This is a genomic window from Chthoniobacter flavus Ellin428, from assembly GCF_000173075.1.
GTDB lineage: Bacteria > Verrucomicrobiota > Verrucomicrobiia > Chthoniobacterales > Chthoniobacteraceae > Chthoniobacter > Chthoniobacter flavus.
Genome location: NZ_ABVL01000005.1, coordinates 120,482 through 137,542, shown reverse-complemented (window position 1 = coordinate 137,542; position 17,061 = coordinate 120,482). Strand labels below are relative to the sequence as shown.

At 60.9% G+C, this 17,061-nt stretch carries 13 protein-coding genes and 1 tRNA gene; 7 read left to right on the top strand and 7 right to left on the bottom strand.

All coding sequences use genetic code 11. The features are described 5' to 3' along the window. Positions 1 to 160 precede the first annotated feature (160 nt). Positions 161 to 1,603: a 30S ribosomal protein S12 methylthiotransferase RimO gene (gene rimO, locus CFE428DRAFT_RS10365; RefSeq protein WP_006979477.1), complete on the top strand. Its 1,443-nt coding sequence runs from the start codon at positions 161 to 163 to the stop codon at positions 1,601 to 1,603. Between the two features lie 41 nt (positions 1,604 to 1,644). On the opposite strand, the gene argC is transcribed toward rimO, so the two are convergent. Further along, positions 1,645 to 2,682 carry an N-acetyl-gamma-glutamyl-phosphate reductase gene (gene argC / locus CFE428DRAFT_RS10360; RefSeq protein WP_042724758.1) on the bottom strand — a complete coding sequence of 346 codons (1,038 nt, stop codon included), beginning with the start codon at positions 2,680 to 2,682 and terminating at the stop codon, positions 1,645 to 1,647. Between the two features lie 88 nt (positions 2,683 to 2,770). Beyond that, on the bottom strand, positions 2,771 to 3,679 hold the full coding sequence (pqqB, locus tag CFE428DRAFT_RS10355; protein WP_006979475.1) for a pyrroloquinoline quinone biosynthesis protein PqqB: 909 nt from the start codon (positions 3,677 to 3,679) through the stop codon (positions 2,771 to 2,773). A gap of 224 nt (positions 3,680 to 3,903) precedes the next feature. Here pqqB and pqqC point away from each other — a divergent pair, with 224 nt between their 5' ends. The 4 genes from pqqC to CFE428DRAFT_RS10335 all read left to right on the top strand — a co-directional run bounded on the left by pqqC (position 3,904) and on the right by CFE428DRAFT_RS10335 (position 6,134). Next, positions 3,904 to 4,602, top strand: a complete 699-nt coding sequence (gene pqqC / locus CFE428DRAFT_RS10350; RefSeq protein ID WP_006979474.1) for a pyrroloquinoline-quinone synthase PqqC — start codon at positions 3,904 to 3,906, stop codon at positions 4,600 to 4,602. Continuing rightward, positions 4,599 to 4,880: a pyrroloquinoline quinone biosynthesis peptide chaperone PqqD gene (gene pqqD, locus CFE428DRAFT_RS10345; RefSeq protein ID WP_006979473.1), complete on the top strand. Its 282-nt coding sequence runs from the start codon at positions 4,599 to 4,601 to the stop codon at positions 4,878 to 4,880. Before pqqC ends, pqqD begins: the two co-directional genes overlap by 4 nt. After that, positions 4,877 to 5,881, top strand: coding sequence for a pyrroloquinoline quinone biosynthesis protein PqqE (gene pqqE, locus CFE428DRAFT_RS10340; protein ID WP_006979472.1), 1,005 nt, complete (start codon positions 4,877 to 4,879; stop codon positions 5,879 to 5,881). The genes pqqD and pqqE overlap by 4 nt, the downstream gene beginning before the upstream one ends. 179 nt (positions 5,882 to 6,060) lie before the next feature. After that, positions 6,061 to 6,134: transfer RNA gene (locus CFE428DRAFT_RS10335), tRNA-Pro, on the top strand. A gap of 67 nt (positions 6,135 to 6,201) precedes the next feature. On the opposite strand, the gene CFE428DRAFT_RS10330 is transcribed toward CFE428DRAFT_RS10335, so the two are convergent. Further along, complete coding sequence (locus CFE428DRAFT_RS10330) at positions 6,202 to 7,263, bottom strand: SUMF1/EgtB/PvdO family nonheme iron enzyme (protein ID WP_237705474.1); 1,062 nt, start codon at positions 7,261 to 7,263, stop codon at positions 6,202 to 6,204. Between the two features lie 288 nt (positions 7,264 to 7,551). On the opposite strand from CFE428DRAFT_RS10330, the gene CFE428DRAFT_RS10325 reads away from it, so the two are divergent. Further along, entirely contained in the window at positions 7,552 to 7,896 is a 345-nt protein-coding gene (locus CFE428DRAFT_RS10325; protein WP_006979470.1) for a hypothetical protein, read from the top strand. Between the two features lie 76 nt (positions 7,897 to 7,972). Here CFE428DRAFT_RS10325 and CFE428DRAFT_RS10320 read toward each other — a convergent pair whose 3' ends face one another. Both CFE428DRAFT_RS10320 and CFE428DRAFT_RS10315 read right to left on the bottom strand, forming a co-directional pair. Next, positions 7,973 to 8,257: a hypothetical protein gene (locus CFE428DRAFT_RS10320; RefSeq protein ID WP_006979469.1), complete on the bottom strand. Its 285-nt coding sequence runs from the start codon at positions 8,255 to 8,257 to the stop codon at positions 7,973 to 7,975. A gap of 5 nt (positions 8,258 to 8,262) precedes the next feature. After that, a complete protein-coding gene (locus tag CFE428DRAFT_RS10315) occupies positions 8,263 to 8,781 on the bottom strand; it encodes an Amuc_1099 family pilus-like system protein (RefSeq protein WP_162145259.1) in 519 nt (172 codons plus the stop codon). Positions 8,782 to 9,042: 261 nt separating this feature from the next. Here CFE428DRAFT_RS10315 and CFE428DRAFT_RS10310 point away from each other — a divergent pair, with 261 nt between their 5' ends. Further along, positions 9,043 to 13,692, top strand: coding sequence for a virginiamycin B lyase family protein (locus tag CFE428DRAFT_RS10310; protein WP_006979467.1), 4,650 nt, complete (start codon positions 9,043 to 9,045; stop codon positions 13,690 to 13,692). On the opposite strand, the gene CFE428DRAFT_RS10305 is transcribed toward CFE428DRAFT_RS10310, so the two are convergent. Both CFE428DRAFT_RS10305 and CFE428DRAFT_RS10300 read right to left on the bottom strand, forming a co-directional pair. Continuing rightward, complete coding sequence (locus CFE428DRAFT_RS10305) at positions 13,693 to 15,228, bottom strand: glycosyltransferase family 39 protein (protein WP_006979466.1); 1,536 nt, start codon at positions 15,226 to 15,228, stop codon at positions 13,693 to 13,695. 298 nt (positions 15,229 to 15,526) lie between these two features. Then, positions 15,527 to 17,032, bottom strand: a complete 1,506-nt coding sequence (locus CFE428DRAFT_RS10300) for a Do family serine endopeptidase (protein ID WP_006979465.1) — start codon at positions 17,030 to 17,032, stop codon at positions 15,527 to 15,529. Positions 17,033 to 17,061: the final 29 nt, after the last annotated feature.

Below are 17,061 nucleotides of genomic sequence, written 5' to 3'. Positions count from 1 at the left end.
GCCACGGCTGGTAGTTCCACGGTTCTCGACCCAGCCACAAGGGATTGCGTTCCCTTTGGCCAGAGATACCCGCAGCCGAGTGCGTGGCTCTCAACTCTCAACCCTCAACTATTAACTAATTTGACTCCGCGCCGTTTCTCGGCGACCTCTTCCGCCCGCTATGTCCACCAAAACTGCCACGCCGAAGAAAGTCGGCATGATCTCCCTCGGTTGCGCCAAAAACCTGGTCGACGCCGAAATCATGCTCGGTGGCGTGCTCAGCAAGGGCATGCAGATCACCAGCAATGCCGATGAAGCGGACGTGCTCATCGTCAATACCTGCGCTTTCATTGATTCGGCGAAGGAGGAATCGATCGAGGCCATCCTCGAGGCGCACGAATCGCGCGGATTGAAGAAGCGCGCCGGGCAGCGGCTCATCGTCAGTGGTTGCATGGCACAACGCTTTGCCAAGGAACTCACCCACGAGATGCCCGAGGTCGACGCCTTCATCGGCCTCGACCAGGTGGCCGATGCCGCCGGGATCATCGAGCAGGTTTTCTCCCGTCCGGCAGCGCCGGTCCCCGCGGCGAAGGCCAAGGCGCCCGACGTGCTCCTCGACGAGCAGTGGGAACCGCTCAACCTCGTCACGCGCAAACCGGTTTACATTCCGGACTATGACACGCCGCGCTTCCGCCTCACGCCGGCGCACACCGCTTTCACCAAGATCGCCGAGGGTTGCAATCATCCCTGCTCCTTCTGCGTCATCCCGCAGATGCGCGGCAAGCATCGCTCGCGGACCATCGAGTCCGTCGTCGCCGAAGTCCGCTCGCTGGTCGCCGAAGGCGTGAAGGAGATCAACCTCATCAGCCAGGACACGACCTATTTCGGCATGGATCTGTGGGAGGAAAAAGCCGGCCCGCGCCAGCAGGTCGACAGTTCCCGTGGACCGACGCTCATCAAGCTGTTGCGCGAACTCGACAAGATAGAGGGCGATTTCTGGATCCGCCTGCTCTACACGCACCCGGCACACTGGAGCGATGAACTCATCGCCTGCATCGCGGAGTGCAAGAAGGTTTGCCGTTATATCGACATGCCGCTGCAGCACATCCACCCGCGCATGCTCGAACTCATGCGGCGCGAGACGAGCAGCGAGCACATCGAAAATCTCATCGCCCGCATCCGCGCGGGGATCCCCGGGATCGCGATTCGCACCACGTTCATCGTCGGCTTCCCCGGTGAGACGGACGAGGAATTCAATTACCTGCTCGATTTCATCGAGCGCACGCGTTTCGAGCGGCTCGGTGTCTTCACCTATTCGCAAGAGGAAGGCTCGCGCGCGGCGAAGATGGACGATCAAGTGCCGCAGAAGGTAAAGGCCGCGCGGTACAAGCGGGCCATGAAGCTGCAGCAGAAAATCGCCCGCGAAATTTCCGAGACGCAGGTTGGTCAGCGGGTGCGCGCGGTGGTCGATCAACCCTTGGTGGCCCGCGCGGCGGCGGATGCTCCCGACATCGATGGCCGCATCCTGCTCTCCAGCCCGGCGCCGGTGGGAGAATTCATCGACGTCGAGATCACAGGCACCCAGGTCTATGACCTGGTGGGCGATCCGATCCTGCCGGCGTAAGCCAGCCCTTTCGGCAAGCTGGGTGAAATCAGGGAGGGGCGTTACAGCAACGCCGTCGTCTCGGGCCAACCGCACATCACATTGAGCGATTGCACGGCCTGGCCAGCGGCGCCTTTCACGAGATTATCCTCGGCGCTCAAGAGCACCATGCGACCGGTGCGTGGGTCGTGGCGCCAGGCGACGTCGATGAAATTCGTGAAGGTCACGTTCTTGGTATCAGGCGTGCCTTTCTCGCCCAGCAAACGAACGAACGGCTCATTGGCATAGGCTTCCTTGTACGCCTGGCTGATCTCGGCCAGACCGATGCCATCGGCCGGCGTGGCATGAATCGTCGTGGCAATGCCGCGATTCACCGGAATCAAATGCGGCACGAAGCTGACGGTCACATCCTCGCCATAAGCATTGCTCAGCTCCTGCTCGATCTCCGCGAGGTGGCGGTGCTTCGGCACGCTGTAGGCGCGCACGCTTTCGTTGCACTCCACATAGAGGTAATCCACCTTGGCCGTGCGCCCGGCGCCGCTCACGCCGCTGAGGCTGTTGATGATGATGCTTTCCGGCTTGAGCATCCGCCGCTTGAGCAACGGATACAGCGGCACGATCGCGCTCGTCGGATAACAGCCCGGCGAGGCGACCAGTTGCGCGTTGCGGATTTGCTCCCGGTAAATCTCCGGCAACCCGTAAACGCTGATCGCCGCAAGTTCCGGCGCGTGCGCGGCCTCGCCGTAAAATTCCTGGTACACCGCGGCATCCTTGATCCGGAAATCGGCACTGAGATCGATGACCCGCAACTTCGCGTCCACGAGCGGCTTGGCATATTCCGCCGCCACGCCATGCGGCAACGCCAGGAAAACGGTGCGCGCCCCGGTGGCCACGATCTTGTCCACGCTGCTCTCGATGAAGGCCAGTTGTGAATAGCGCAGGCCGGCGAATTTCGGGAAAACGGTCTCCACAGTCTGCCCAGCGAGCTGGCGCGAAGTGAGCGCGACCAGGTCGACGCCCGGATGCCGCGAGAGCAACCGCACGAGTTCTTCACCGGAGTATCCACTGGCACCGACAACCGCGACGGGTTCGAGATTCATGCCGCGCACTTTACGGGTCGCAGGGCAGTTGAAAATGGGAAATGCGCAAAAAATGTAAGACGGAGATTTGAAAATAAGAAACCCGTCCTCACAGTTCGAACTCCAGCCCATCCTCTCCGATCAGCACACCTGCGGAAAGGACCGCGGTGCGCTCCGGAGAATCCATCGCGAGGATGGGATTCGTGTTGTTGAGGTGGGTAAAAACTTTCCAGCGGGCCGGCGACTTGCGAAGCACATCCAGGCTGCCGTCGCGGATGGGCAGATGGCCCATCTGTTGGGCGGTACGCGCTTCCGGGTTAATGCGACGCAATTCGTCGGCCACCCAAAACGTGCCATCGAAAATGACCGCTTCTGATTCCTCCAGCGCCCCCTGCAGTTCCGGCGTGATCTCCGCGACATCCGGCGCCAGGAGCAGACGCGCGCCACGTTCGTCACGAATCTGGTAGGCCACGCTATGCCCACTCTGCGCGGTGGAGGTTTTGTCAAAACGCGGCGGGCCGCCGGGAAGAAAGATCGTGCGCACCGCAAGACCGGAGGACGAACCGTCGCGCAGCCGCAAAGTCGAAAAATCCTCGGTTACTTTTTCCCAACGGATGCCGCAAAACCCGCCAAGTAGGGTCTCGAAACCCAGCGGCCCGGTGAGCGTCTCACGCACCGCATCGGTCGCGAGCACCGAAAGCGGTTCCCCTTCTCGCAGCAGAATCAACCCCAGCACGTGATCGAGATCTGCATTCGTGAGGAGCACCCCGGCGATGGGGCTATTCCGCGCGGAGGTTTCCCGTGGATGCAACGCGGGTGTCGCCTCCATCTGCACCCGCAAATCCGGCGAGGCATTGACCAGAAACCAGTTCCGCCCATCCGCACTCAACGCCACGCTCGACTGCGTGCGCGTGGGAATCTTCCCCGCCCGCGCCGCGAGACAATTATCGCAGGCGCAATTCCATTGGGGCAACCCGCCACCGGCCGCCGTCCCCAGCAGTCGTACACGGATCGCCACGTCCTGTTGAATCTGCGCGCCGGCTTAAACCGCGGCGGCGTAACACGTGCATTCGAAAAAGATCGGCACGGTCTTGATGCTCGGCTTGGTCCAGCGCTTTTTGGCAGTGTTTTTCATCGGGACGCGGGTCAGTTGGTGGTTAATGATGTTAGGGGAGCTGTGCTCCCTGTCAAATCCCCACGCGACGTGAATCTTAGAACCTCCCAACCCGCCCAGCCCGTCCAATGAGCGATCGCTGGAACGACGAAACCTTTACCGCCCGCCTGCGCGAAATCGGCGGACGCGCCTATCACGACAAGCATCCCTTTCACGTCGCCATGAATGAAGGACGGCTCGCACCGGAGGCCATCCGCGGCTGGGTGGCGAATCGCTTTTCCTATCAGCGCGCCATTCCGCAGAAGGATGCAGCGATCATGGCGAATTGTCCGGTGCGCGAAGTGCGCCGGCTGTGGATTCATCGCATTACCGATCACGACGGCACCGAGGACAGCGCGGGCGGCATCGAAGCGTGGCTGCGCCTCGGGGAAGCGTGCGGGCTGACCCGGGAGGAATTGCTCGATGGACGGCACATCGTGCCCGCGGTGCAATTCGCCGTGGATGCCTACGTCAATTTCGCGCGGATGCAGCCGTGGCCCGTCGCGGTCGCTTCGTCGCTCACCGAGCTTTTTGCACCGGATTTGATGGCCACCCGTCTCGCCGCTTTCGAGCGGTATTACACCTGGGTGCAGCCGTGGGGCTTCGACTATTTCAAAGCCCGCCTCACCCAGGCCCGGCGCGATTCGAACGAAGCACTGCGCCTCACGCTCACGCACTGCGATACGCCGGAGCTGCAGCAAGCCGCGGTGCGCGCACTCAGCTTCAAGTGCGACGTGCTCTGGTCGATCCTCGATGCCATTCACCTGAAATACGGCCACGCCTCATGAGCTCCATCTCGCCTCAATCCAGACCCGCCCTCGCGCCGGGCGCCCGCATCCAGACCGACCGCGTGGCCGGTCAGCCCGTGCTGCTTTCGCCCGAAGGCATTCAGGAATTGAATTTCAGCGCCCACGCGATCATCGCCCGTTGCGATGGGAAGCAGACCGTGGAGGAAATCACCGTCGCCCTCGCGGAAGAATACGAGGCGCCGCTCGACGAGTTGCGCGAGGACGTCATCACCTGCCTGGCTGAGCTTCACGAAAAGAAGCTCATCGTCGTCTCGTGAATTTCCGTCCCTACGCTCTGCTCGCGGAGGTCACGTATCGTTGTCCGCTGCATTGCCCGTATTGCTCGAATCCGGCGATGTATCCCGGCGGCAACGAATTGACGACCAGCGAGTGGCAGCGGGTGATCGACGAAGCCGCCGCACTCGGCGTGCTGCAGGCGGGCTTTTCCGGCGGCGAACCTTTGCTGCGTCCTGATCTCGCGCAGCTGATCGCCCACGCGCGCCAGGCCGGCCTTTATACGAATCTCATCACCAGCAGTCTCGGTCTGGACGCGAAACGCGCGCATGAGTTGCGCGAGGCCGGACTCGATTCCGTGCAGATCAGTTTCCAAGCCGAAGAAGCGGTGCTCGCGGATGCGATCGCCGGCGCGCGAGCGCATGAGAAAAAGATCGCCGCCGCCCGGATAGCGCGGGAAGCCGGCCTCCCCTTGAGCACGAATGTCGTCCTCCATCGGCGCAACATCGATCGCCTGCGCGAGATCGTCGCCTTCGCCGCCTCGCTCGGCGCCATCCGCCTCGAACTGGCCAATGTCCAGTATTACGGCTGGGCCTTCCTCAACCGCGCACAGCTTCTACCCACGCGCGAGCAAGTGCACACCGCCCGGCAAATTGCGGAGGAAGAAAAAGCCCGGTGCCGCGAGCAGATGGATATCTTCTACGTCCTGCCCGACTACTACGAAGACCGGCCGAAGCCCTGCATGAATGGCTGGGGCCGGCGCTATCTCACCGTCAATGCCGTCGGCGACACCCTGCCCTGCCCGACCGCGTCGTCCATTCCCGGCCTGCGTTTCGAAAACGTCCGGGCACGTTCCCTGGCGTGGATCTGGTCTGAATCGGAGAGTTTCCAGCAATTCCGCGGCGAGGATTGGATGCGCGAACCCTGCCGTGGTTGCCCCGAACGCACCCGGGACTTCGGCGGCTGCCGCTGCCAGGCGACGCTCCTGACCGGCGACCCGGCCAATACCGATCCCGTTTGTGGGCTTTCTCGCATCGTTCCCTAGTGGACGAAATCCTCGCCCAGGTCGCCTCCGGCGCCTCCGCCACCGACTGGACACCCCGCCAAAATCCGGCCCCTGCGCCAATCCCCAGCCAGGCCGGCTAAATCCATTCTCGCGAAATCGCAGAAAAACCGCTTCCCTTTTCCCGGCGTCCGGTTACTTTTCCGCCCTCCAAAAAATCTCGGGCCGTAGCACAGCTTGGTAGTGCGCTTGAATGGGGTTCAAGAGGTCGCTGGTTCGAATCCAGTCGGCCCGATTTTTTTGGTAGGAGCTGTCAGCAAGAGGGTTGCGACGGAACTTCGGTCCCTCATTGGCAATAGGCGCTAGAGAGTAGGGGGTCTCTTCCGCCGAGCGAGCAATAGCCCACCGGCAAAAACTAAACTGACGGTCGCGCTCGGCTCAGGGACAGTCGCCAAACGAAACCCAAAGTCGCTCGCGGCGGGCACCGGAACAGGCTGGAAGGCGCGGAAGGAGGACTGCATTTTTGCCGAATCACTGGGCCACGCGCCGCCCCGCAACTCCCGCGTAACACCGTCGGTCTGCACGCCATCGACCCATTGATAGACGTCTCCATTTTGATCGTAGGTGCCATAGGCACTCGACGAATTGGCACCGAATGCTCCCACGTCGGTCAGGTAGTTTGGCAAACTGCTATACGTATCGCTCTGGGTAACGGAATAGACGCCGGTGTTGTAGTTCGCCCGATTGGTGCCATCGCCTACCACGTTTCCTGGCGCTGTATCGCTCCTGGTCGCATACGTCCAATACCCACCCACGCCCGGGCCGCCTTTGTTGGGATCGTAATACGCCGCTTTGTACCACTCGCTCTCCGTCGGGATCCAATTCACCGCGTTCGCATTCTTATTGATGATTCCAGAAGTCGCTCCGTTGAGTGTGTAGGCTCCCTGCTCCGTGGAACCCGCCACTTCTCCCTGTCCCGTGGGCTGCCCGTTTTGCATCCAGTTGGCCATTCGCGCCGCATCAAACCAACTCACCCACGCCACCGGTCGCGACCCGCTCCCAATCACCGAATACGAATAGCTCCCACTGCTCCCCGTCTGGCTGATGCCCGCGCTGTTCAGGTCGGTCGCCATATTCGGGTTATAGAGCGAGTAGGGGTCTGTCTGCGCCACCGCGTTCAGAAACGCCGCGTATTGATCCAGAGTCACGTCATACTTGCCGATCGCGTAGGTATAGCTTACCCCTCCGAAGGAGAGACCGGAGCCATCACTTGCGGTCACGGTGTCATTCGCGTTGCCCGGGTTGCCGACGGTCACGAACTGATAGCCGATGTCTGCATGCATGACGGCCGGCGCTGCCAACAGGGCGGTGAAGGTTACGGCGCGTAACCACATGTCGAGTTGGAGTGAGGGCAGGGTGCTCATCGGGCCGCGAGGGTTCTCCATCCCCAATCCGTTGGCAAATTCCATTTTCATTGGCCGCGGTCACCCTTCGCGCTGGAAAGCCACCACGTTTTTAACCGGCCCGATTTTATTCGAGTCCTGAGAAGTCTCACACGCAAAGTCGGCAGAATTGCCGCCTGTTTCAGTGAACACAAGATGCGACTGGAGCCTTTTGGCAGAGGCTATTATGCTCTTTGACAGATTCTGGCTCCCACCTTCATGCCGTTTGGGAATGCAGAGTCAGGCCGCCCTCCCGTTGACCGATCTCCAATGAAAACCACCATCGTTGCGCTCACCCTGTGCCTCGCCTCATTGTTCGCTTTCGGATCCGATCCGGTCAAAGCCGGCAGCGAAAAGGAAAAAGATCCGATCGTCGGCCATTGGCGCTGGAGGAATCATACGGACATTAATGAAATCCGTCCGGACGGCACCATTCAATCTCCGCGAGCCACCGGTGTCTGGAAAGGCGTCCCCGCCGACACCGCGGAACGAAAGTATGAGATCAGTTGGAAGGGCGGCGCGACGGTCGATAAGCTAACACTCAGTGAAGATGGCAAGAAACTCACGGTGAAGAATAACCGAGGTGAAAAGTTTACCGCGGAGAAAATAGATTAGCCGACGGCCAGTGGGGTAATTTTCTGGAACCCCTGCGCCACCATCCGCTCAAGACGTTCCATCATTCAGCCCCGCGTCATTTCTCCGCCGAGCGACGTGGGTCGGGCTTGACGGTGTACATTTCGCCAGTCGGTAATCCGATGCGCGCTTCCTTGTCATCGACGTCCAAGAGCTTGTAGTGATGCCGGTCATCGATCAGCGGTTTGAGGACGAATTCCTGAGATACTTTTACTCTGAACCTCTGCACGCCCGAGGAACTCCCAAGCGGCAACCACTCGTAAGCAAATCTGGCGTAGACATCCGGGTCGTTGGCAATCTTATTGAGAATCAGAAGCACCTTTTGTCCGGTCACGGTGTCCACTACGGTCAATTCGGAAATGTCGTCTTTGCCAAGCGGGGTTGGGGGGCAAATTTTTGCACGAACTTATCCAGCTTGTATTTCGTGTTGGGAATCATGTCGCCCAAAGCGAGGAAGTCGGAAGGTTGTCGAAGATCGAGTTTGTCGATCTGGAACCTCATCCTTTCAGGCCTGTCTTTCGCCGGATCGCCGCCGTAGGCCATGAATACAAACCGGAAAGCGACCTCCTCGACTCGCTCGAGGAAGAGTTTCGTGTGATAGGCCGGATGCGATTCCTTGTTCTTCGGATCCGTGTGCTCGCGCCACTCGTCTTCATTCGTAAAGCCGTCCTGATCGGGATCCTGCAGCGGAACTTTCGGGTCATCCAAAGGCAGTCCGTTTTGCAGGAACCAAGCGTCCGGAATCTCTCGACCCGTGAGGCTATCCTTGTAGCGCGCCGGTTCGGCGGAGAGACACGTGGCGGCCAGGAAAAGACTTCCGCAAGCGGCCACAATCATCGCTCGGATGCTGGAATCTGGGGGACGCATTTCAGTCGGATTTACCGCTTGAATCAATCTTCGCCCGCCAAAGGCGTTTGGCGAGTCGTTTCCGAAGGCCAGATTTCGTGAAACTGCGGAGCTTTGTCGCGGTTTTGTTACCTCATACCTTCTTGCTTGTACAGCTAATTCGAGGCACTATCCCGCCTTCTGCTTGCGATCTTACGATTTGCAGCCCACCGGGGGGGTGGAAGGCGTTTCGATTGAGGTCCCCGGCTACCCCCCGCTTTTTCACTCTTCAACTACTCCGACATGAAGACATCGTTCCGTCGCACCCTGGTTTCGCACGTCCTGCCCATTCTCCTGCTGCTCGCGGGCCTTGGCCACGCCGCTGTGGTGACGCCTACCGTTTCCATCCTCAATTTCGCGTCGACGACGGTCACCATTAGCGGCCTCGGCTTCGACTCCCTCGCGGCCAATAATACCGTCGTCTTCAATCAAGGTGTCACCGGCACCGTGACGGCCGCCACCGCCACGCAACTCACCGTGACGCTCAGCGCCCCGCCCTCCGTGACCGGCAACCTGACGGCGGTCGTCACCACCGATGGCCTGAGCAGCGGCTCCCCGGTGACGGTGGCCGTGATCGCGCCCATGGTGCAATTCAACCCGACGAGCGAGAGCGTGAACGCGACCGCTGGGACGTTCAACGTCACGGCCACGCTGACTGGCAACGCGAGCTTCGCCGCCGGCGCCAGCGGCACGTCGTCCAACTTCGCCACGGGCCTCGGCATTGCCATCACCCAAGTCGTCGCGGACGCGGCGGGCAACATCTACGCGCTCGCCGGCGGGGCACTGCAAAAGGTCACTCCGAACGGCACCCTCACCACCGTCGCATCGTCGGGTGGCTTCAACAACCCAACCGGACTGGCCATCGATAGCGACGGGAATATTTACGTCAGCAACAACTACTCCTTCACCAACACCCATAACGTCATCAAATTGACCCCGGATGGCGGAAGCAGCTTTTTTATCCCCGATGACGCCGGCCTGACCGCACCGACGGCGCTGGTTTGCGACAGCGCCAAAAATCTTTACGTCGGCCAGGAAGATGGCTCGATCGTCCAGGTCACTCCGGCCGGCGTCATGATCTCATTCGCCACGTGCCCGCTGCCCGTGCAGGCCATGGCCGTGGACAGCGCCAACAACCTTTATGTCTCCTGCACCGACGACGTTATTCGAAAGGTGACACCCGCGGGCGCCGTCAGCTCATTCGCCGCGGGATTTGGCTCGGTGTTTTCCATGGCGTTCGACTCCGCCGGCTATCTCTACGCCGCGACCATCGCGGGGACGAATCTCTGGGAATTCAGCCAGATCGCACCGGATGGCACTGTCGCCGGCAACATCCCCCTGAATTTTGGCGTCGCCCCGGCCGGCGTCACTTTCGATCAATCCGGCAATCTCTACTTCGGCAATGGAACCACCCTGGTCCAGCTGGCGCCGACGGTGTCAGTCCCCTTCACGCTCGGAGGGACGGCACAATCCGGAGTCGACTACACCGCCGTGACCAGTCCGCTGACCATCGTCAACGGCCAGACGGCAGGCACGATCACCGGCTTGCTACTCCTCGATCCACCCACCTCACAAACGCTGACCTTTACCCTTGGGACACCGACCGGCGCCAGTCTCGGCAGCGCGACGGTGAATACCATGACCATTGTCGAGCCCAGCAGCGCTGCCACGGTTCAGTTCACCACGGACAGCGAGACAGTCAATCAGTCGGCCGGCACCTTTAGCATTCCGTTGACCCTGACGGGAAGCGCCACTCCGTCCTTTACCAATGGCGCGCTCGCCGCCCCCTCCGTCTTTGCCACGAATGTCTCCAACTCCGCCTCGGCCTCCTGGCTGACGATCGATTCCGTCGGAAATCTCTATGTCTCCAATCATAATTTCGGCGATATCAGCCGCATCTCGCCCAGCGGTGTGGTGACGAAGTCGTACCTCACTTCGGGAGGGTATTTCCGCAAGGAGGGCATGGCCTTTGACACGGCCGGCAATCTCTACGTGGCGACGCACGACGACAGCGGGGCCGGCTCGGTAATCAAGATGACACCGAGCCTGGTGATCACCACTTTCGCCTCCGGATTCACGAACCCACACGGCCTGGCGTTCGACGCGGCGGGCAATCTCTACGTCGCCAATGGCGATAACACCGTGCGGCAGATCACGCCCGCCGGTGTCGTCAGCACCTACGCCTCGGGCTTCTCCACGCCGAATGGCCTCGCCTTCGATGCGAGTGGAAATCTCTACGTGGCCAATGGCAGTGCCAACACCATCAGCAAGGTCACTCCCACCGGCACCGTGAGCACCTTCGCTACGGGTTTCAGTACGCCCTATGGCATCGTCACGGATTCCGACGGCAATCTCTACGTCACAAACAACGGCAACGGGGTCATCAACAAAGTAACTCCGGCCGGGATAGTCGGCCGCATTACCGGTGCGTTCGGCGGTATTTTGAGCATCACCCAGGCGACCGGAATCGTCTTTGACTCTCAGGGCAGCTTGTATGTGAGCAGTTATAGCGGCAATGACGTACTCAAGTGCACGCCATCCGTCAGCGTCCAATACTCCGTCAGCGGCACCGCGCAAGCCGGCAAAGACTATTCATTCGGGATATTGCCCACGAATGGAACAGTCATCTTCGTTCCCGGCCAGACGACCGCCTCCATCTCCGGAACACTCCTCGCCGATCCCGGCGCCTCGGTAACTCTCACCCTCACCCTCAACACCCCCATAGGCGCCAGCCTGGGAGCGACGAAGTCGAATGCGATGACCATCGTCGAGCCGCCGCCGACGGTGAATCAGAACACCGTCAGCCTGCCGATCAATACGACGCTGATCGCGATCAATGGCCTCTTCAATCGGACCGTGGCGAATAACACGGTGACCTTTAACAATGGTGCGATCGGCACCGTCGCCGGCTCTGTAAATGGTGGGGGCATCATCATCGGCGGTAATGGCAATATCACCTCGCTCACGATCAATTTGACGACCCCGCCCAACCAGGTCGGCCCGCTCATCGCCACAGTCTCTGCCGGCGGCGTCAGCAGCGTACCGGTGCAGGTGGCCACGGTGGTTCCGGTGGTCACTTCGACGACGACCGATCTCGGTTTCAATACCACGACCCTCACGATCAATGGTTTCGGTTTCGATCCCATCGCCGCCAATAACACTGTCACATTGAACAATGGCGCGACCGGCACAGTGACGGCCGCGACCGCCACGCAACTTACCATCGCGCTCACCCATTCGCCCACCCAGACCGGAACCCTGACGGCCACCGTTACGACCGACGCCATTACCAGCGCGGCCAACGTGCCGGTCGGAACAGCCGAGCCGATTGCGGAGTTCAGCACCACCGGCGAGAGCGCGGATGCCAGCGTGCAAACCTTCAGCATCCCCGTCCAACTCACCGGTAGCCCGACTTTCGACAGCGGCATTGCTCCCAGCATCACGCCCTTCGCCACCGGCTTTAATGCACCCGAGGGCATGACTTTTGACACCACCGGCAACCTTTACGTCGCCAACTTTCTGGGAGACTCGATCAGCAAGGTCACACCCGACGGAGAAGTCAGCACCTTTGCTTCGGGCTTCCCGACGACCGGCTTTACTTCCTATCCATCCGGTCTCGCCTTCGATGCGGCGGGAAATCTTTACGTCGCGCTCTTTGGCAATAACTCGGTGAGCAAAATCACGCCCGACGGCACCATTTCCACCGATGTCCCGGCGATGAACTCGCCGGCCGGAGTGGCCATCGATACGACAGGCAATCTCTACGCCACCGGCGTGGTGAGCGGCTCGTGGGTGGTCAGCAAGATCACACCGGCGGGAGCGCAGTCCACCTTTACCTTTACGCAGGACAACGGCACCTCCCTGGCGTTCGACGCCGCGGGGAATCTCTATGTCGGCACGAATGACGTGACCTTTGGCGGCCAGGTCACCAAGGTCTCGCCCGACGGATCCACGGCAAATCTCTTCGCCTCCGGCTTCCAAGGCGGCCCCAACGCGGGCGGCCTGGCCATCGACGCCGCCGGTAATGTTTACGTCGCCAACGGCACCTCGGTAAGCAAGGTTACGCCGCTCGGCGTGGTCAGCACCTTCCTTTCGGGGCTCGACGACCCTGCAGGTCTGGCCTTCGACACCGTGGGAAATCTCTATGTCGGGACAGGCGGCGACAACGCGGTCAGCAAAGTCGCGGCGACGAGCATCGTGCCTTTCACCGTGGGAGGCACCGCGGTCGACGGCACCGACTACACCGGCGTCACCGTCGGCCCGCTGGTTTTCGTAAATGGACAGCCGACGGTCTATATCACCGGCACGCTCATTCATCACCCGGGCGCAGACAAAACACTCACCTTCACCCTCGGCACGCCGAGCGGCGCGGTCCTGGGCACCACGACAACGCACACGCTCACCATTCTGAATGGACCGGTCGTCACTTCGAGCACGGCGAATCTCGCCAACGATTCCGCCACTCTCACGATCAACGGCTTTAACTTTGATCCGACCGCGGCGAACGATACCGTCACCTTCAACGACGGCACCGTCGGTATCGTCACCGCCGCCAGCGCCACGCAGCTTACCTTGCAGTTGTCGCAACGGCCGACCGGCTTGGGCTCGCTGACCGCCGTGGTCAATACCGGCGGACAAGACAGCGGCACGCCCGTGCAGATCGCAAACGTGGTGCCATTCGCCAATCCCACGGGCATCACCACGTCAGGCGGAACGGTAACTCTCACTTTCTCCGCCGCGCCTGACATCACTTACCAATTGCAATACACGCCATCGCTCACACCCGCCTCGTGGAGCAATATCGGCACAGTCACCACCAACGGCGCCGGCACTGGCCAATACATCGACACTCCACCGGCAGGAGCACAAGGCTACTATCGGCTCACGCATTGATTACCGAGGACCGGGCGCGGGGCCCGACTTGGGATGCCAGAAACAAAACGGGATCCCGCGAATGGCAATCTGTTCCTGCGGCCCCGGCGGAAGCTTGGCCACAATCTCCGCAGCGCGCGGGTCCTGCAACCAGATGACGCCCCCGACCGGCGCGTTCTGGGGATCAGCGATGACTTCCGTCCATTCGTCGGCAGTGAAAACGCAGGGCAGTAGATCGTGCTGCGCGTAGTAGTGAAGTTGCGGACCGTAAGTCGGCAGGAAATTGCAGACGATGGCTACGTCCTTGCCGAAGCGATCGCGCATGGCATGGCCCAGCTCGGGAATCAATTGCGACGGCTCAAAGTTTTCATCGCTCAAAATGCGGAAGGGGCGGCGCAGCCCCACGGTCTCACGCTGTCCGACGATCGCGAGGTAGCCGAGGATACCCAGCGTCACGGCCGTCCCGACCAGGTGCAGGGCGTTTCCCCGACGATCACACCAGCATGCAGCGGCGTCCAATCCCACCCCGGCCAACATCGCCACCGGCACGGTGAAATAGAACGACGCATAGTCGTGAATGGCGGACGCGTTCCGAAAGAAGAAAATGTAGAAGACGCTGAGGACGAAGAAACAACTCGCGCTCCAACCGAGTTGTCGCAACGGCCGGTCATCGCGGCGCTGAATGACGAACACCGTTCCCAACAATCCGAGGATCCACAGTGCAGGCTGAATGTGCGCGACCAGCAGGCTGCCGATGCGGGCAAACCATTCCGGCCATGAGATCACGCTGCCCATGCGATAGTGCAGCGCGATGGAAAGATCATGCCACGAATCGGGCCGCGCGAGTTTGATCTGCACGGCGAAAAGCAGTAGCGAAACGGGCAGCGTCACCAGCAAGCCAATCATCACGCGCCGATTGCGACGCGCGAGGCCATAGGCGGAAAGACAGACCGCCAGCACAAACAAATACCCGAGCCAGGCCGTCCATTCGCAAAGCAGCGCGGCGAGCAGAATCGGCCACCAGCGGCGGCCGTCGACCTCCCAGCGCTGCCAGGCGAGGAGCAGCGCGAGCATCCACACGAGATTGATCGGCTCGAAATTCACCATCCGTCCGTAGCGCAGCTCCATGGGCATCGCGGAAAAGGCGATCGCCGCAAATGTCGCCGCGCGCGCATTGACGCACTCTTTCACGAGCAGCCAAAGCAGCACCACGCCGAGAAAGGAAAACGCAATCGGCAGCAATCGCGCCACCCATTCCGCCTCGCCGAAGATCGCGAACATGCCGGTGAGCATGAGCGAGAGCAGCGGCGGATGATGCGTGTAAAATCCTTCGGGCGGAATCGGCGGTGTCCCGAAATAGAAAGCCGACGGCACGCCCGCCGTGGCGATGATTCCCGCGGCGAGCGTATTATGCGCCGATTGCGACCAACAGGCGCCGTTGCCATCGATCTGGTCCGTCCACGGCGCGGTGAAATCGCTGGCAAAACTCCATCCCAATAGCCCGATCGCCACGAAAAGGCCGATCCACCAAAAGCGGGAATTGGGGGCGAGAATCATGTGCTGGAGGGAACCATTACTAAAACGCGAAAGCGCGTTTTCTATTCGGAACTCCGCTCAACGCCGATTCAATTCCGCCGCTCGCTTTCTCGGAACGCTTCGAAGCAGAACAGCCCGGGAGGGCACCGCTCCGTCGGCGCCGGGGAACACGCGTCAACACGGAAGCGACGGCGCGTTTCCCTTCAGTTCCATTCGGCAATTCAATCCGAGCGCCACGCCTTTCCTGAACACACCTCCAAAAAACGTCAAAGCCCGGCTCTCGCGAGCCGGGCCGAGTTTCCTCCCTGATCGGGGCTGATTACCCGAGTTTCAGGCTGACATACATGCTGGCGTCCTTCCGCTTGATGAGCAGCAGCGCCGTGTCCTTCGACTTGCTGAGCGCGTTTTTCAGATCGTCGACCGAGGCCACCGGCTGGCGGTTCGCTTCAGTGATCAGATCACCCGGTTGCAGCGACGCCATCGCCGCCGGGCTGCCCGGGTCCACACCGCGGATCAATACGCCGTGCTCGCCGGTGTAACCGAATTCCTGCGCCAGTTCCGAGGTCAACGGTTCCACGCGCAGACCAAGTTGGCCGGCATCGCTCGGCTGAGCGTTTTCCTTGTTCGCGGACGCGATTTCTTTCATCGGCATTTTGCCCACGGTCACGTCGACTTTTACCTCCTTGCCGTCGCGCATCAGTTCCACCGGCACCTTGGTATTCGGGGTGGTCGCGGCGACCCACTTGCGCAGATCGATCGTACTATCGATCGCCTTGCCGTTGTAGTTTACGATGACGTCGCCCGCTTTCAGCCCCGCGTTGCTGGCCGGCGTGTCTTTGTTCACCTGCGAGATCAACGCACCCTTGGTATCATGCACCTTGAATTGCGTGGCGAGCGTGTCGTTCAGGTCCTGGATCCCAATACCGAGAAAGCCACGCGTGATCGTGCCGCCCTTGGTCAACGTCGGCACGAAGCCCTGGATCATGTCGCTCGGAATCGCAAAACCGACACCGGCGAATTGGCCAAGCCCCGTCGCGATGGCGGTGTTCATGCCGATCACTTCGCCGTCCATGTTCACAAGCGGGCCACCGGAGTTACCGGGATTGATCGCCGCATCGGTCTGGAGGAAGTCCTCGTAGTCGGCAATACCCACGTCGTTACGCCCCGTGGCGCTGATGATGCCCGCCGTGACCGTTTGCGTGAGGCCAAACGGCGCGCCGACCGCCATCACCCAGTCCCCCACTTTCAGCGCGCTGGACGAACCGAGTTTCACCGTCGGCAGATTGTCCGGCACCTTGCCCTTGATCCGAATGATCGCCACGTCACTCTTCGGGTCAGTCCCAACGACTTCAGCCTGGAATTCCCGTTTATCGGCCAGCTTCACCTTCACTTTATCCACATCCTTCACCACGTGATAGTTGGTGAGAATGTGGCCCTCCTTATCGAGAATCATGCCCGAGCCCATTCCGCGTTGGGGCACACTGTATTGATGCAGACGCCCCTGCGGCGAGGGGCTCTGTTGTCCCTGAAATTCCTGGCCAAAGAACTGTCGGAACATGTCCGGCAGTTCGCCGTCTCCGGAATTCATCTTCACCAATTTTTCGGAGTAAACGCTGACCACCGCGGGTTTCACCTGTGCGGCCACCGCTTCGAAGGCCTGGCTCAGTGCGCGCACCGGTGCGGTCACTGTTTGATTAATCGCGGGCGGTGGCGCCGTCTTGTCATTCTCGAGCCCTACGGCGTGCTCGGATGCCATCATCCCCACCGCCCCAACCGCGGCCGCCACTAGAGCGAGGCCCGCGATATTCCATGGTTTTGAGTTCATTAGTTATCCTTTCGTTAGTTTGTGTATTT

What these genes read in the sequence shown, in the direction of transcription:
- CFE428DRAFT_RS10315 (WP_162145259.1), bottom strand. Translation starts at nt 8,781, where the DNA reads ATGCGTCCCCCAGATTCCAGCATCCGAGCGATGATTGTGGCCGCTTGC.
- CFE428DRAFT_RS10330 (WP_237705474.1), bottom strand. Translation starts at nt 7,263, where the DNA reads ATGAGCACCCTGCCCTCACTCCAACTCGACATGTGGTTACGCGCCGTA.
- CFE428DRAFT_RS10300 (WP_006979465.1), bottom strand. Translation starts at nt 17,032, where the DNA reads ATGAACTCAAAACCATGGAATATCGCGGGCCTCGCTCTAGTGGCGGCC.
- rimO (WP_006979477.1), top strand. Translation starts at nt 161, where the DNA reads ATGTCCACCAAAACTGCCACGCCGAAGAAAGTCGGCATGATCTCCCTC.
- pqqD (WP_006979473.1), top strand. Translation starts at nt 4,599, where the DNA reads ATGAGCTCCATCTCGCCTCAATCCAGACCCGCCCTCGCGCCGGGCGCC.
- CFE428DRAFT_RS10325 (WP_006979470.1), top strand. Translation starts at nt 7,552, where the DNA reads ATGAAAACCACCATCGTTGCGCTCACCCTGTGCCTCGCCTCATTGTTC.
- CFE428DRAFT_RS10310 (WP_006979467.1), top strand. Translation starts at nt 9,043, where the DNA reads ATGAAGACATCGTTCCGTCGCACCCTGGTTTCGCACGTCCTGCCCATT.
- pqqC (WP_006979474.1), top strand. Translation starts at nt 3,904, where the DNA reads ATGAGCGATCGCTGGAACGACGAAACCTTTACCGCCCGCCTGCGCGAA.
- argC (WP_042724758.1), bottom strand. Translation starts at nt 2,682, where the DNA reads ATGAATCTCGAACCCGTCGCGGTTGTCGGTGCCAGTGGATACTCCGGT.
- CFE428DRAFT_RS10305 (WP_006979466.1), bottom strand. Translation starts at nt 15,228, where the DNA reads ATGATTCTCGCCCCCAATTCCCGCTTTTGGTGGATCGGCCTTTTCGTG.